This window comes from Streptomyces mashuensis (assembly GCF_014654785.1).
GTDB lineage: Bacteria > Actinomycetota > Actinomycetes > Streptomycetales > Streptomycetaceae > Streptomyces > Streptomyces mashuensis.
Genome location: NZ_BNBD01000015.1, coordinates 104,451 through 119,633 on the forward strand (window position 1 = coordinate 104,451; position 15,183 = coordinate 119,633).

General features: G+C 73.5%; 12 protein-coding genes. 8 read left to right on the top strand and 4 right to left on the bottom strand.

Features of this window, described 5'->3' with window-relative positions:
* The first annotated feature begins 62 nt into the window (after window positions 1-62).
* From IE305_RS27335 to IE305_RS27345, 3 genes are all read left to right on the top strand, one after another.
* Window positions 63-641, top strand: coding sequence for a TerD family protein (locus IE305_RS27335; protein ID WP_190132445.1), 579 nt, complete (start codon window positions 63-65; stop codon window positions 639-641).
* Between the two features lie 108 nt (window positions 642-749).
* A complete protein-coding gene (locus tag IE305_RS27340; protein ID WP_190132446.1) occupies window positions 750-2,612 on the top strand; it encodes a TerD family protein in 1,863 nt (620 codons plus the stop codon).
* Window positions 2,613-2,737: 125 nt separating this feature from the next.
* Window positions 2,738-3,757: a TerC family protein gene (locus IE305_RS27345; protein WP_190132447.1), complete on the top strand. Its 1,020-nt coding sequence runs from the start codon at window positions 2,738-2,740 to the stop codon at window positions 3,755-3,757.
* A 12-nt stretch (window positions 3,758-3,769) separates the two neighbouring features.
* On the opposite strand, the gene IE305_RS27350 is transcribed toward IE305_RS27345, so the two are convergent.
* The 3 genes from IE305_RS27350 to IE305_RS27360 all read right to left on the bottom strand — a co-directional run bounded on the left by IE305_RS27350 (window position 3,770) and on the right by IE305_RS27360 (window position 6,585).
* Window positions 3,770-5,056 (bottom strand): MFS transporter, encoded by a 1,287-nt coding sequence (locus tag IE305_RS27350; RefSeq protein WP_190132489.1) that lies wholly within the window; start codon window positions 5,054-5,056, stop codon window positions 3,770-3,772.
* 165 nt (window positions 5,057-5,221) lie between these two features.
* Window positions 5,222-5,878: an MBL fold metallo-hydrolase gene (locus tag IE305_RS27355; protein WP_190132448.1), complete on the bottom strand. Its 657-nt coding sequence runs from the start codon at window positions 5,876-5,878 to the stop codon at window positions 5,222-5,224.
* 20 nt (window positions 5,879-5,898) lie between these two features.
* A complete protein-coding gene (locus IE305_RS27360) occupies window positions 5,899-6,585 on the bottom strand; it encodes a maleylpyruvate isomerase family mycothiol-dependent enzyme (RefSeq protein ID WP_190132449.1) in 687 nt (228 codons plus the stop codon).
* Window positions 6,586-6,812: 227 nt separating this feature from the next.
* On the opposite strand from IE305_RS27360, the gene uvrA reads away from it, so the two are divergent.
* Together uvrA and IE305_RS27370 are read left to right on the top strand one after the other, a co-directional pair.
* Complete coding sequence (gene uvrA / locus IE305_RS27365; RefSeq protein WP_190132450.1) at window positions 6,813-9,719, top strand: excinuclease ABC subunit UvrA; 2,907 nt, start codon at window positions 6,813-6,815, stop codon at window positions 9,717-9,719.
* A gap of 126 nt (window positions 9,720-9,845) precedes the next feature.
* The gene (locus IE305_RS27370) at window positions 9,846-10,268 is read left to right on the top strand and encodes a Rieske (2Fe-2S) protein (protein WP_190132451.1); all 423 of its coding nucleotides are present in this window, start codon (window positions 9,846-9,848) and stop codon (window positions 10,266-10,268) included.
* 36 nt (window positions 10,269-10,304) lie between these two features.
* Here IE305_RS27370 and IE305_RS27375 read toward each other — a convergent pair whose 3' ends face one another.
* Window positions 10,305-11,243: a hypothetical protein gene (locus IE305_RS27375; RefSeq protein ID WP_190132452.1), complete on the bottom strand. Its 939-nt coding sequence runs from the start codon at window positions 11,241-11,243 to the stop codon at window positions 10,305-10,307.
* A 257-nt stretch (window positions 11,244-11,500) separates the two neighbouring features.
* Between IE305_RS27375 and IE305_RS27380 the strand changes: the two genes are divergently transcribed.
* From IE305_RS27380 to uvrC, 3 genes are all read left to right on the top strand, one after another.
* On the top strand, window positions 11,501-12,124 hold the full coding sequence (locus IE305_RS27380; RefSeq protein WP_190132453.1) for a papain-like cysteine protease family protein: 624 nt from the start codon (window positions 11,501-11,503) through the stop codon (window positions 12,122-12,124).
* A gap of 5 nt (window positions 12,125-12,129) precedes the next feature.
* Window positions 12,130-12,984 (top strand): hypothetical protein, encoded by an 855-nt coding sequence (locus IE305_RS27385; protein ID WP_229891591.1) that lies wholly within the window; start codon window positions 12,130-12,132, stop codon window positions 12,982-12,984.
* Window positions 12,985-13,135: 151 nt separating this feature from the next.
* Window positions 13,136-15,142: an excinuclease ABC subunit UvrC gene (gene uvrC, locus IE305_RS27390; protein WP_190132454.1), complete on the top strand. Its 2,007-nt coding sequence runs from the start codon at window positions 13,136-13,138 to the stop codon at window positions 15,140-15,142.
* The last annotated feature ends 41 nt before the right edge of the window (window positions 15,143-15,183 follow it).

The following is a 15,183-nucleotide window of genomic DNA, read 5'->3' on the forward strand; positions in this document are numbered from 1 at the left end:
GACGTGTGGGCCGCGCGGTCGCGCGGCCACGGGGGAAAGAACGAGCGAGAGAGGGACTGCGCGTGACGGTCAACTTGTCCAAGGGTCAGGGCATCAGCCTGAAGAAGGCCGACGGGGGGACCCTGACCGCGGTACGGATGGGCCTGGGCTGGCAGGCGGCCCCGCGGCGCGGCCTGTTCGGGACGCGCACCCGGGAGATCGACCTCGACGCGTCGGCGGTGCTCTTCGCCGACAAGCAGCCCGTCGACGTCGCCTTCTTCCAGCAGCTGGTCAGCAAGGACGGCTCGGTCCGTCACACCGGCGACAACCTGGTCGGCGGCGCCGGCCAGGGCGGTGACGACGAGTCCATCCTGGTGGACCTCCAGCGCGTCCCCGTCCACGTCAACCAGATCGTCTTCACGGTGAACTCCTTCACCGGCCAGACCTTCGCCGAGGTGCGCAACGCCTTCTGCCGCCTGGTCGACGAGACCACCGGCCAGGAGCTCGCGCGCTACACCCTCGACGGCGGTGGCCCGTACACGGCGCAGATCATGGCGAAGGTGCACCGCGTGGCCGACGGCTGGCAGATGACGGCCATCGGCCAGCCCTCCAACGGCCGCACCTTCCAGGACCTGCTCGCGGAGATCCAGGCGGTCCTGTAACGGACGGACGAACCGGCGCCGCGGCGCCGGCGTCGTATCCACCGGGCCCGGCGGGCAGCACCCCGCCGGGCCCGCGCAGCATGAGCACGAACGAACAGGGGAGCGGCGATGACGGCCGAGCTGGTGCGGGGGCAGAACCACCCGCTGACGGGGGACCGGCTGGAGGTCCGGGTCGCCGCGGAGCGCCCGGTGGTGGCGGTGGCGACGCTCGGTGACGCGGACGGCGCGGTACGGTCCCGGGACCGCGTCGCGCACCCCGGCAGCCCCGTCCTGCCGGGCCTGGACGTGCCCCGGCAGCCCGCTGCGGAGCACCGCCTCGCCGTCGGCCTGGCCGCCCTGGCGGAGGACGTGCACCGGGTGTACGTCGCGCTGGCCCTGCCGCCCGCCCCGGCGGGCCCGGACCGCTTCGGCGCCTTCCCGGCGCCCGTGGTGGAGGTCGCCGGACCCGGCGGGACGCCGGTCGTCCGCTACGTCCTGGAGGGCCTGGACCGGGAGTCGGCCGTGGTGGCCGTCGAGCTCTACCGGCGGCAGGGCGCCTGGAAGGTCCGCGCGGTCGGCCAGGGCTACGCCGAGGGCCTGACGGCCCTGCTGCACGACCAGGGCCTGCCGGAGGCGGCGGAATGCGCCGCGGAGGCCCTGCGGGCCGCCGCGGGCGCGGACGGAGCCGCCGCCGGGCCGCCGGTTCCGGGGGAGCCCGCCGGCTCGCCGGCCGGCGCCGGTTCCGGGGGCATCAGCTACCGGCACCCCGGGCGGCAGTCCACCGCGGCCGTCGCCACGCCGCCCGCAGAAGCCGGACCGGCCGACGCCCCCGCCCCTGCCTCCGCCGGCCCGGAGGCGTACCGGCCCGTGGCCGGGGACGCCACCGGCTGGAGCATGGACGAGCGGCTCTACAACCAGGTGTGGGGCATGTTCGAGGACCTGGCGCGCTCCGTGGCCGCCTACCGCAGCGCCGTCGACTTCGCCGAGGCGCGTCTGGACCAGCGGCTGGACGAGGTGCTGTCCGACCCGCGGACCCGCGTCGGCCCGGCCGCGGACGCCGCCCGCGAGGAGGCCCGTGCCCAGCAGGCGGCCCTCCTCGACCAGGCGCGGTCCGTGCTCGACCGGGACCTGGCCCAGCTGGCCGCCGAGGCCGAGGTCGTCGAGCACGCCCTGCCGCCCGCCTACGCCCGCTGGGACAACCCCGTGTGGCACGCCTACCAGGTGCCCCTGGAGCGGCCCCTGGCCGTCCGGCTGGGCGACCTGCGGCTGCCCGAGAGCGACGGGCTGCGCATCCCCATGCTGGTGCGACTGCCGCTGGAGCGCGGCCTGTGGGTCGACAGCGGCCGCCCGCCGGGCGGCGTGGACCCGGGCCTGACCGACGCCGGGCAGCGGCGCCGGCTGGCCGTGGAGTGCGCGGTCGCCGTCGCCGCCCGGCTGCTGGCGGTGCACCCCGTCGGCACGTACACGGTGCACGTCGTCGACCCGGCGGGCGCGGCCGGCACCGCCCTGGCCCCGCTGCGGGAGCACGGCGCGCTGAAGGAGGCCCCGGCGGGCGCCCGCGGGGTGACGGAGACGCTGGAGCGCCTGACGCGGCGCGTGGACCTGGCGCAGATGGCCGTGCGCAGCGGTGTGCCGGACGCGCTGCCGGAGGACTTCGACCCGGCCGGGCAGCTGCTGATCGTGCACGACTTCCCGCACGGCTTCGACGACCGTGCCGTCACCCAGCTGCGTTACCTGGCCGACGAGGGGCCGGCCGTGGGCGTGCACCTGCTGATGGTCGCCGACCGGGCGGAAGCCCGCGGCTACGGCCCGGTGCTCGACCCGCTGTGGAAGTCGCTGCTGCGGATCACGCCGGTGCCGGACGACCACCTGGCCGACCCGTGGGTCGGGCACGCCTGGACGTACGAGCCGCCGCTGGTGCCCGCGGGGAGCGGGGTGCTGGACCGGGTGCTGTGGCAGGTGGGGCAGGCCCGGCGGGCCTGCGGCGCTTGACCTGCCCAACGCGCCTGACCTCGATTTTTGGTTCTTTCTTTACTTAAGCTTGGTGCTTCCTGTACCGTCTTGAGGACTGCCGTACGCCGACTGCCGTACGCCCCGTACGACGTGCCGGAGGAACAGTGGACGTCTCCCTGACGGTCTGGTCGCTCACCATCCTGGGCCTGTGCGCCCTCGTCGCGGCCGACTTCTTCATCGGCGGCCGCAAGCCGCACGAGGTCTCGCTCAAGGAGGCGGGCACCTGGACCGCGGTGTGGGTGGCCCTGGCCGGGCTCTTCGGGCTGGGGCTGCTCGTGTTCGGCGGCGGCCGGCCCGCGGGCGAGTTCTTCGCGGGCTTCATCACCGAGAAGTCGCTGAGCGTCGACAACCTCTTCGTCTTCGTCCTGATCATGGCGAAGTTCGCGGTGCCCGCCGCCTACCAGCAGCGGGTGCTCATGGTCGGTGTGCTCATCGCCCTCGTGCTGCGCGCCGTCTTCATCGGCGCCGGCGCGGCGATCGTCGCCAACTTCTCCTGGATCTTCTACTTCTTCGGCGCGTTCCTCGTCTGGACGGCCTGGAAGCTGGTCCAGGAGGCCCGGCAGGGCGGCGGTGACGCCGAGGAGGAGACGTACGAGGAGAACCGCTTCCTGCGGCTCGTCGAGCGGCGCTTCCCCTCCACCGACCGGTACCACGGAACCCGGCTGTTCGTCCTGGAGAACGGCCGTCGCCTGATGACGCCGATGCTGGTCGTCATGCTGGCGATCGGCACCACGGACGTGCTGTTCGCGCTCGACTCCATCCCGGCGATCTTCGGCCTGACCCAGGACCCGTACATCGTCTTCACGGCCAACGCCTTCGCCCTGATGGGCCTGCGGCAGCTGTACTTCCTCCTCGGCGGCCTGCTGCGGAAGCTGGTCCACCTCTCCTACGGCCTGTCGGTCATCCTCGGCTTCATCGGCGTGAAGCTCGTGCTGCACGCCCTGCACGAGAGCGGCGTGCCGGTGCCGGAGATCAGCATCCCGGTGTCCCTGGGCGTCATCTGCGCGGTGCTGGCCGTCACCACCGTCACCAGCCTGCGCGCCTCGGCCGCCCAGGAGCGGGCCGCGGAGAGCACCGCGCCCGCCGCCCCCGCCGCCCCGGAGCGGGACGGCGCGGGCGTCTGAGCGGCCCGCTCGTCACGCCGGGGCCGCCCCGGCCGCCGTCGCGGCGGGCGCACCGGCCGGCCGGGTCTCGGGCAGCAGCAGGAAACAGCCGAGGCTCAGCAGCGTCACGCCGGTCAGGTAGACGGCGACGCCCCACGGAGGCCCCTCGACGCGGCCGGCGGCGGTGGCCACCAGAGGCGTCACGGCACCGCCCAGCACGCCCGCGAGGTTGTAGCCGACGGCCGCGCCCGTACAGCGCACCCGCGCCTCGAACAGCTCGGGCAGGTACGCCCCGGCGACGCCGAAGGCCGTCACGAAACCGAGCATGGCCACCACGAAGCCCAGCAGCAACAACGGCGGCCGGCCCGTGCGCAACAGCGCCACCAGCGGGAACATCCACAGCGCCACGGCGGTGCAGCCGGCCAGGCACAGCGGGCGCCGCCCGTACCGGTCGCCGAGGAAGGCCGCCACCGGGGTGGCCGCGCCGGAGGCGGCGACCGCCGTCATCACGCAGCCCAGCATCACCGTCCGGTCCACGCCGAGCCGTTCCGTGCCGTAGGACAGCGACCAGGTGGTGACGGTGTAGAACACCGAGTAGCCGAACGACAGGGCGCCGGCGGTCAGCAGGACCAGCCGCCAGTGGCCGCGCACCACCTCGGCGAGCGGCAGGGCGGCGCGCGTACGGCCGGCCTCCAGCTCGCGGAAGACGGGCGTCTCGACGAGCCGGCTCCGCAGCAGCAGCCCCACGGCGGCCAGCAGCCCGCCGAACCAGAACGGCACGCGCCACCCCCAGGCGAGGAACTGGGCGTCGGTGAGGGTGACCGACAGGGTGAGCGTGATGCCGTTGGCGAGGAGGAAGCCGAACGACGGACCGGTCTGCGGGATGCTCGCCCACAGGGCGCGCCGGTGGGCGGGCGCGTGCTCCGCGGCGATCAGGACGGCCCCGCTCCACTCGCCGCCCACGCCCAGGCCCTGGAGGAAGCGCAGGGCGAGCAGGAGCAGCGGTGCGCCCAGGCCCAGGGTGCCGTAGGTGGGCGCGCAGCCGATCGCCAGGGTGGCCACGCCGGTGAGGAGCAGGGAGGCGAGGAGCACGGGGCGGCGGCCGAAGCGGTCGCCGACGTGCCCGAAGAGCACCGAGCCCACGGGGCGGGCGACGAAGCCGATGCCGAAGGTGCCGAACGCGGCGAGCGTGCCGACGAGCGGGGAGACGGTGGGGAAGAACAGCCGGCCCAGGACGAGGGCGGCGGCGGTGCCGTAGGCGAAGAAGTCGTAGAACTCGATGGCGGTGCCGGCCATGGAGGCGGCGGCCAGGCGGAACATGGCCGGAGCGCGGTCACGGTTCATGTAGTGACCAACTTCCCCGCGGGCCCGGGGAAACGGGGCGTACGGGGGCGTTGCCGGGGGCGCACCGGAATCACGCCGTCCGCCCCTGGTGCTCCGGGGGCGGGACGGCGTGCTACGGCTCCGTGGCCGCCGGTGCCGTCGTCACCAGCCGCGTGCGCGCCACTCCGGTAGGTGGGGGCGCTCGGCGCCCAGGGTGGTGTCGTTGCCGTGGCCGGGGTAGACCCAGGTCTCGTCCGGCAGGGCGCCGAAGAGCTTGGTCTCGACGTCGTTCAGGAGGCTGGCGAACGCCTTGGGGTCGTCGTGGGTGTTGCCCACGCCGCCGGGGAAGAGGCAGTCGCCGGTGAAGACGTGCGCGTGGCCGTGCGGGTCGTCGTAGATCAGCGCGATGCTGCCGGGGGTGTGCCCGACGAGGTGGCGCGCCGTCAGGCGGACGCGGCCCACGGTGATCGTGTCGCCGTCGTCCACGAGGACGTCGGTGGGGACGGGGATGCCCTCGGCGTCCTCGCGTCCGGCGTAGGTGCGGGCGCCGGTGGCGTCCACGACCTCCCGCAGGGCGTTCCAGTGGTCCTGGTGCCGGTGCGTGGTGACGACGGCGGTGATGCCGCTGTCACCGATGAGGCCGAGCAGGGTGTGCGGCTCGGCCGCGGCGTCGATGAGGAGCTGCTCGTCCGTGGCCCGGCAGCGCAGCAGATAGGCGTTGTTGTCCATCGGACCGACCGCGACCTTGGAGATCATCAGATCGGTCAACTCGTGTACGTCGGCGGGCCCGCCGACCTTCACCGCTCCCGTGTAGGTCATGGATCAACCCTATCTCCGCGCTAGAGAGCGGGCAGGGCGGGCGGCCGGACACCGCCGGCGTCCAGCTCCGCGCCGTCACGGCGGCCGGCGAGCCAGCCCAGCAGGGCGGCGGGGGTGCCGGTGACCTTCAGGGGGTCGCCCTCGGTGCCGCCCGTGCGCCAGTGGCCGGCGCCGGGGGCGTCGAGCTCCATGGGGGGCACGTCGGGGTGGCCGCTGAAGCGGTCGGCCAGGAAGGCGGTGTAGCGGAGGGTGAAGTCGGCGGGCACGTCCTCCAGTTCGTAGCCCAGGCCGAGGTCGACGTGGTGCAGCTCGACCTCGGCGAGGCGGCGGAAGGGGACGCGGGCGGCGGAGTCGGTCACGCCGTTGCGCAGCGTGACGGTGCGGTTCCAGTCGGCGGGGGTCGCGGCCTGCTCCAGGAAGCGGTCCGCGGCCGCGCGCAGGCCGGCGAGGAGTTCGGCGGCCGGGAGCTGCGCGTCCCGCTCGATGTCGGCGTCGCGTGCCTCGGCGCTCGGGTACATGGGCCGGCCGGCGAGGACGTTCACCAGCGCGTCGGCGTTGCGGGCGAGGTGGGCCAGCACGTGGCCGCGGGTCCAGCCGGGCAGCCGTGACGGGGCGGAGAGGGCGGCGTTGTCCAGGGGGGTGACGGTGGCGAGCAGGCGGGCGGTCGCCTCGCGTACGGCCTGGAGGTCCTGCGCGTGATCGATCATGCGGCCGACCCTAGTGCCGCCACTCCTTCGGGTGAAGAACTCCGACTCCGCCCGTAAATCGAATGTGAGTGCTATATCGTCGGAGGGTGGCATCGCGCGTCGCTGCACCCGCGTGACCCCCGGACGGCCCCCTGTTTGTCAGAGGGTCCCCGTACCCTCGACAGAGGGCGCACCGCACCCCCGCAGCTCTCTCCCGGAGCCGACTCTCAAGAAAGGTGCCGACCGGCGTGGCAGACCGTCTCATCGTCCGTGGCGCTCGCGAGCACAACCTCAAGAACGTCTCGCTCGACCTCCCGCGCGACTCCCTCATCGTCTTCACCGGACTCTCGGGGTCGGGCAAGTCGTCCCTCGCGTTCGACACGATCTTCGCCGAGGGCCAGCGCCGCTACGTGGAGTCGCTCTCCTCCTACGCACGGCAGTTCCTCGGCCAGATGGACAAGCCGGACGTCGACTTCATCGAGGGCCTGTCCCCGGCCGTCTCCATCGACCAGAAGTCGACCTCCCGCAACCCGCGCTCCACCGTGGGCACGATCACCGAGGTCTACGACTACCTCCGCCTGCTCTTCGCCCGGATCGGCAAGCCGCACTGCCCCGAGTGCCGCCGCCCCATCTCCCGGCAGTCCCCGCAGGCCATCGTCGACAAGGTGCTGGAGCTGCCCGAGGGCAGCCGCTTCCAGGTGCTCTCCCCGCTGGTGCGCGAGCGCAAGGGCGAGTTCGTCGACCTCTTCGCCGACCTCCAGGCCAAGGGCTACAGCCGGGCCCGGGTCGACGGCGAGACGATCCACCTCACCGAGCCGCCCAAGCTGAAGAAGCAGGAGAAGCACACCATCGAGGTGGTCGTCGACCGCCTCACCGTCAAGGACAGCGCCAAGCGCCGGCTCACCGACTCGGTCGAGACCGCCCTGGGCCTGTCCGGCGGCATGGTCGTCCTCGACTTCGTCGACCTGCCCGAGGACGACCCCGAGCGCGAGCGGATGTACTCGGAGCACCTCTACTGCCCGTACGACGACCTGTCGTTCGAGGAGCTGGAGCCCCGGTCCTTCTCCTTCAACTCGCCCTTCGGCGCCTGCCCCGAATGCACCGGCATCGGCACGCGCATGGAGGTCGACCCCGAGCTGATCGTCCCCGACCCGGAGAAGAGCCTCGACGAGGGCGCGATCAGCCCCTGGTCGCACGGCCACACCAAGGACTACTTCAGCCGGCTCGTCGGCGCCCTCGCCGACGCCCTGGGCTTCCGTACCGACATCCCCTGGGCCGGGCTGCCCCAGCGCGCCAAGAAGGCCCTGCTGAACGGGCACAAGACGCAGATCGAGGTGCGCTACCGCAACCGCTACGGCCGCGAGCGCGCCTACACCACCGCCTTCGAGGGCGCCGTGCCGTTCGTCAAGCGGCGCCACTCCGAGGCCGAGAGCGACGCCAGCCGCGAGCGCTTCGAGGGCTACATGCGCGAGGTGCCCTGCCCCACCTGCGAGGGCACGCGCCTGAAGCCCATCGTGCTGGCCGTCACCGTGCAGGACCGCTCCATCGCCGACGTCTCCGCGATGTCGATCAGCGAGTGCGCCGACTTCCTGCGCGGCATGAAGCTCACCGGCCGGGAGAAGAAGATCGCCGAGCGGGTGCTCAAGGAGGTCAACGAGCGCCTGAAGTTCCTCGTCGACGTCGGCCTGGACTACCTCTCCCTCAACCGCGCCGCCGGCACCCTCTCCGGCGGCGAGGCCCAGCGCATCCGGCTCGCCACCCAGATCGGCTCCGGCCTGGTCGGCGTGCTCTACGTCCTCGACGAGCCGTCCATCGGCCTGCACCAGCGCGACAACCACCGCCTCATCGAGACGCTGGTCCGCCTGCGCGACATGGGCAACACGCTCATCGTCGTCGAGCACGACGAGGACACCATCAAGGTCGCCGACTGGGTCGTCGACATCGGCCCGGGCGCCGGCGAGCACGGCGGCAAGGTCGTCCACAGCGGCCCGCTGAAGGAGCTGCTGCGCACCGAGTCGTCGATGACCGGGCAGTACCTCTCCGGCAAGAAGTCCATCGCCCTGCCCGCCGCCCGGCGGCCGGCCGACCCCGAGCGGCGCATCGTGGTGCGCGGCGCCCGGGAGAACAACCTGCGCGACATCGACGTGGCCTTCCCGCTGGGCGTCCTCACCGCCGTCACCGGCGTCTCCGGCTCCGGCAAGTCCACGCTGGTCAACGACATCCTCTACACCCACCTCGCACGCGAGCTCAACGGCGCGCGGGCGGTGCCCGGCCGGCACACGCGCGTGGACGGCGACGACCTGGTCGACAAGGTCGTGCACGTCGACCAGTCGCCCATCGGCCGTACGCCGCGCTCCAACCCCGCCACGTACACCGGCGTCTTCGACCACATCCGCAAGCTCTTCGCGGAGACGATGGAGGCGAAGGTCCGCGGCTACCTGCCCGGCCGCTTCTCCTTCAACGTCAAGGGCGGCCGCTGCGAGAACTGCTCCGGCGACGGCACCATCAAGATCGAGATGAACTTCCTGCCGGACGTGTACGTGCCGTGCGAGGTCTGCCACGGCGCGCGCTACAACCGGGAGACCCTGGAGGTCCACTACAAGGGCAAGTCCATCGCCGAGGTGCTGGACATGCCCATCGAGGAGGCCCTGGAGTTCTTCGAGGCCGTGCCCACCATCGCCCGCCACCTGCGCACGCTCACCGAGGTGGGCCTGGGCTACGTCCGGCTCGGCCAGTCCGCGCCGACGCTGTCCGGCGGCGAGGCCCAGCGCGTGAAGCTCGCCAGCGAGCTGCAGAAGCGCTCCACCGGGCGCACGGTCTACGTCCTCGACGAGCCGACCACCGGTCTGCACTTCGAGGACATCCGGAAGCTGATCTCGGTCCTGTCGGGCCTGGTCGACAAGGGCAACACGGTGATCGTCATCGAGCACAACCTCGATGTGATCAAGACGGCCGACTGGGTCGTCGACATGGGCCCCGAGGGCGGCTCCGGCGGCGGCCTGGTGGTCGCCGAGGGAACGCCCGAGGAGGTCGCCGCGGTACCGGCGAGCCACACCGGCAAGTTCCTCCGCGACATCCTGGGCGACCGCGTCAGCGACGCGGCGGCGCTCCCCGCGCCCCGGGCGAAGAAGCGGACCCGCGCCCGCACGGCGTGACGTTCCGCCGGAGGGGCTCCCCAGGGAGCCCCTCCGGCGCCGCCCTGCCCCGGGCTCCCCACGCCCCGGCGGTAGGGTCGCCGTGTCCCGTCGTACGCACCACCCGTACCACCGTTGGAGCCACCCATGTCCACCCCCCATGCCTCCCGCCGTACCGTCCTGCAGGGCGCGGCCCTGGCCGGCGTCGCCGGGCTCTGCGCCACCGCCTGCGAGGGCGGGACCGGCGCCAAGGGGCCGGCCGTCCCCACCGCGCCCGTGGACCTCGGCGCGGTCGGCGAGGTGCCCGTGGGCGGGGCCCGGCTCTACCGGGAGCAGCGCCTGCTGGTGGCGCAGCCTGCCGAGGGCCAGTACAAGGCGTTCAGCGCGGTGTGCACGCACGCCGGCTGCGTGGTGGACAAGGTGCAGGACGGCAAGGTGCACTGCCCCTGCCACGGCAGCCTCTTCGACGCGACCACGGGCAAGGTCCTGCAGGGCCCGGCCGGTGCGCCGCTGCCGTCCGTGCCCGTCAAGGCCGACGGCGGCAAGCTGATCGCGGGCCCGGCCGCCTGACCGCCCGCCGCCCGGCCGGCCCGGCCGGTCACGGCCTCAGCACCAGTCCCAGGCGATCCCCACGATCCCCGGCCGCACCGCCTGCTCCACCAGGTGCACGGCCCGGTGCCGGCCGGCCAGCGTCAGCTCCTGCCGGCCGCCGCGCGGGGCGCCGGCCGACGCCTGGGAGAAGCGCACGCAGCGCACGGGCAGCGCCGCCTCGTCGAACCGCACCTGGAGCACGTACTGCGCGCCGGCGAAGCTGAAGCCGCGGACGTACTCGGTGCTGGTGCCGCCGGTGCCGTCCTCGAAGCCGTAGCCGAAGACGTACGTCTCGCCGCACCGCAGCCGCGTGTCGAACAGCAGCTCGGCGACGAGGACGCCGGAGGGGTCGTGCCGGCGGACCCGGCCGAGGCGGCAGTTCTCGTGCGCCCGGACGGTCACCCGGCCCGGGTCGCAGCCCGGGTCGCCGTGGTGGATGGCCACGTAGCGGTCCACGCCGTCGCGGTGGGCGCGCACGACGTGCTGGGAGTCGCGGGAGCGCATCTCCCGGCGCGCACCGATCCGCACCTGTTCCAGGTGACAGACGGTGTGCAGGCCGCCGTCGGGCGGCGACTCCAGCTCCGCCAGCAGCCGTTCCAGGACGCACGCCTCCTCCACCAGCGAGCGGTACGACCGCGCGGCCGGCCGCTCGGGCCGGGGGCGCGCGGCCGGCTCCAGTAAGCGGGTCAGCGCCTGCGCCGGCAGCCCCAGCACGTCCTCCAGCGCCCGGACGGCGCGCAGCGACTCGGGGCGCTGCGGCCGGCGGGCGCCCTGCTGCCAGTAACTGAGGCTCGTCACCCCCACCTTGACGCCCCGCTGGGCGAGCCGGTGCTGGACGCGGTGCAGCGCGAGACCGCGCGCGGACAGGGCGGTGCGCAGGGCGAGGTGGAACGGCCCGGTGCGCAGCACCCGCTCCAGTTCGGCCTCGTCGACGGGGGTGCTGCCGCGTGCCATGGTCCGCTCCTCGTGCGCGGTGAACCCCCCGGACGCGTGTGAACATTCACGGCCGGGACACCGGGCGGACCACGAGCGGACACGTCCCGTCCTCTTGACGGGGCCGCGGGATGTTCACATCGTTCGCGATTGGTTCACACCAAGTCGTCCGCTCGTATTGAAGCTTGTTGACCAGCGCACGACAACACCCCGATGCTCCTCACACGCGTCCGGACGCGTTCCTCCACCCAACCCCCCAGTCACGGGAGGAACGCCACATGGCCCGTGCATCGGCATCGGCACCCAGAACGACATCCCTCCGCGGGAGACGACCGGCCCTGGCGGCCCTCGTCGCCGCCGCCCTCCTCGCCGTCCCCACCACGGCGAACGCGGCGGCCGGCGACCAGGGCGCCACCCCCCGGGCGGCCCGCAACCTCTCCATCACCATGCAGGCCCAGGAGAAGACCAACTGGTGCTGGGCCGCCTCCGGCAACACCATCAGCACCTACCTGGGCCGCACGTACAGCCAGAACCAGTTCTGCAACGCCGCCTTCGGCCGGCAGCAGGGCAGCACCTGCCCCAACAACCAGGCCACCCTCGGCAACGTGCAGAACGCCCTGGACTGGGCCGGCATCGAGCCCGGCCGCTACGTCAGCGGCTGGCTGCGCTACCCGACCGTCAAGACCGAGATCGACGCGGGCCGCCCGGTCGAGACCCGCATCCAGTGGTCCTCCGGCGGCGGCCACATGCACGTCCTCTACGGCTACGACGACAGCAACAGCACCGTCTACTGGGGCGACCCGTGGCCGTCGAACAGCCGCTACAACTGGGCGTCCCACAGCTGGTACGTCAACAACAACCGCTTCTCCTGGACCCACTCGCTCTACGGGATAGGGGCGTGAGGGACATGACCCACCCCACCACCGGCCACCGCACCACCGGCCACCCCGCCGGCCGCGCCCGCGCGGGCGCCGTCCGCGCCACCGCCGGCGGCGCCCTGACCGTCGCCCTGCTGGGCCTGGCGCCCCTCGCGCACGCCGCCCCGCCGCCCGCCACCCCCGCACCACCGTCCGCCGACGAGGTGAGCGCCGCCCACGCCGCGGCCTCCGCCCCCGCCGGCCTGGAGACCCTCTCCCGCTTCTTCGCCCGCGACGGCGCCCTCGCCAAGGACGCCGCCCGGCCGCGGATCGAGGGCGCCACCGTGCCCGTCTACACCCTCGACCCGGACTTCGTGGCCGGCCGCGACGGCGCCCCCGTCGCCCGGCTCGACTTCCTCGCCAGCAAGGCCGTCGCCGCCGACGGGCAGAAGGCCTCGGTGTGGACGGCCCGCACCGGCGGCCACTGGTCCGTGGTCAACATCGCCACCGGCGACGACGAGACCCGCTACGCCGCCGAGGGCGCCCGCGCCCTGTCCGGCGGCACCGTCTTCCGCGAACCGCAGATCGACGCCTGGTACGTGCAACGCGGCGACCGCGTCCTGCCCCTCGACCCCGACGCCGTCCGTGCCGTGGGCGGGAAGGGCACCACCCTCGCCGCCTACCGCGACCGCGTCCACAAGGCGTACGGCGACAAGCTGCCCGGCTCCGCCTACGCCCGGAAGGGCACCGCCGGCGGCTACGACACACAACAGGAAACACAGGAACAGCAGGCACAGCAGGGCGGGCAGGGCAACCAGGCCGGCACCGCCGTCACCGTGGGCGGCGCCGCCGCCCTGGTCCTCGGCCTGGGCACGGTGATGGTGCGCAGGGCACCCCGCCGCTGACGCCCCGCACGCCCGGACCGCACCACCCACCCCCCACCGCCGGCCCCCGGCAGCCCCGCGCTGCCGGGGGCCGGCCGCACCCCCGTACCGGGGCGGGCCGGCCCGCGGGAGGATGGAGTCGTTGTCAGTGCCCGCAAGTAGGGTGTGTGGCATGGCCGACCCCAGCAGCTACCGACCCAAGCCGGGACAGATCCCCGACTCGCCGGGGGTCTACAAGTTCCGGGACGAGCACGGCCGCGTGATCTACGTCGGGAAGGCGAAGAGCCTGCGCCAGCGGCTCTCCAGCTACTTCCAGGACCTCGCCGGCCTGCACCCCCGCACGCGCACCATGGTCACCACCGCCGCCTCCGTCGAGTGGACCGTGGTCTCCACCGAGGTCGAGGCGCTGCAGCTGGAGTACTCCTGGATCAAGGAGTACGACCCCCGCTTCAACGTCAAGTACCGTGACGACAAGAGCTACCCCTCCCTGGCCGTCACGCTGAACGAGGAGTTCCCGCGCGTCCAGGTCATGCGCGGCCCCAAGAAGAAGGGCGTGCGCTACTTCGGCCCCTACGCGCACGCCTGGGCCATCCGCGAGACCGTCGACCTGATGCTGCGCGTCTTCCCCGTCCGCACCTGCTCCGCGGGCGTCTTCAAGCGCTCGGCGCAGATCGGCCGCCCCTGCCTGCTGGGCTACATCGGCAAGTGCTCCGCGCCCTGCGTCGGCCGCGTCACCCCCGAGGAGCACCGCGAACTGGCCGAGGAGTTCTGCGACTTCATGGCCGGCCGCACCGGCGCCTACCTCCGCCGCCTCGAACAGCGGATGCAGGAGGCCGCCGAGGAGATGGAGTACGAGCGCGCGGCCCGGCTCCGGGACGACATCGAGGCGCTGCGCCGCGCCATGGAGAAGAACGCCGTCGTCCTCGCCGACGCCACCGACGCCGACCTGATCGCCGTCGCGGAGGACGAGCTGGAGGCGGCCGTCCAGATCTTCCACGTGCGCGGCGGCCGGGTCCGCGGTCAGCGCGGCTGGGTCACGGACAAGGTCGAGGCCGTCGACACCGCGGGCCTCGTCGAGCACGCCCTCCAGCAGCTCTACGGCGAGGAGAGCGGCGACGCGGTGCCCAAGGAGGTCCTCGTCCCCGCCCTGCCCGAGCCGCCGGAGCCGGTTGCCCAGTGGCTGGCGGAGCGCCGCGGCGCCCGCGTCGACCTGCGCATCCCGCAGCGCGGCGACAAGAAGGACCTCATGGCCACCGTGCAGCGCAACGCCCAGCAGGCCCTCGCGCTGCACAAGACGAAGCGCGCCTCCGACCTGACCACCCGCTCCCGCGCCCTGGAGGAGATCGCCGAGGCCCTCGGCCTGGACTCGGCGCCGCTGCGCGTCGAGTGCTTCGACATCTCGCACCTCCAGGGGCAGGACGTGGTCGCCTCCATGGTCGTCTTCGAGGACGGCCTGGCCCGCAAGAGCGAGTACCGGCGCTTCCAGATCCGTGGCTTCGCGGGACAGGACGACGTCCGGTCCATGCACGAGGTCGTCTCCCGGCGCTTCCGCCGCTACCTCCAGGAGAAGCAGAAGGCGGGGGAGTGGACGGAGGAGAGCGCGGTCCAGGACGACGAAGCCCCCGACGCCCCCGGCGCCCCGGACACGCACCGGGACGACGACGGCCGGCCCAAGCGCTTCGCCTACCCGCCCCAGCTCGTCGTGGTCGACGGCGGCAAGCCGCAGGTGGCCGCCGCCCAGCGGGCCCTGGACGAGCTGGGCGTGACCGACGTGGCGGTGTGCGGCCTCGCCAAGCGCCTGGAGGAGGTCTGGCTGCCGCACGAGGACGACCCGGTGGTCCTGCCGCGCACCAGCGAGGGCCTCTACCTGCTCCAGCGCGTCCGCGACGAGGCCCACCGCTTCGCCATCGCCTACCAGCGCAGCAAGCGCACCCGGACGCTGAAGGCGTCGCCGCTGGATGCCGTGCCGGGCCTGGGCGAGACCCGCAAGCAGGCCCTGCTCAAACACTTCGGCTCGGTCAAGCGGCTGCGCGCCGCCACGGTCGAGCAGATCTGCGAGACGCCCGGCATCGGCCGGAAGACGGCCGAGACCGTCGCCGCGGCGCTCGCCGCGGCGGCGCCGCCCGCCCCCGCCGTCAACACGGCGACGGGAGAGATCATGGACGACGTGGAGGAATGATGGAGCCGCCCGGTAGGGGCTCCGCGCCACGGACCGGCGGA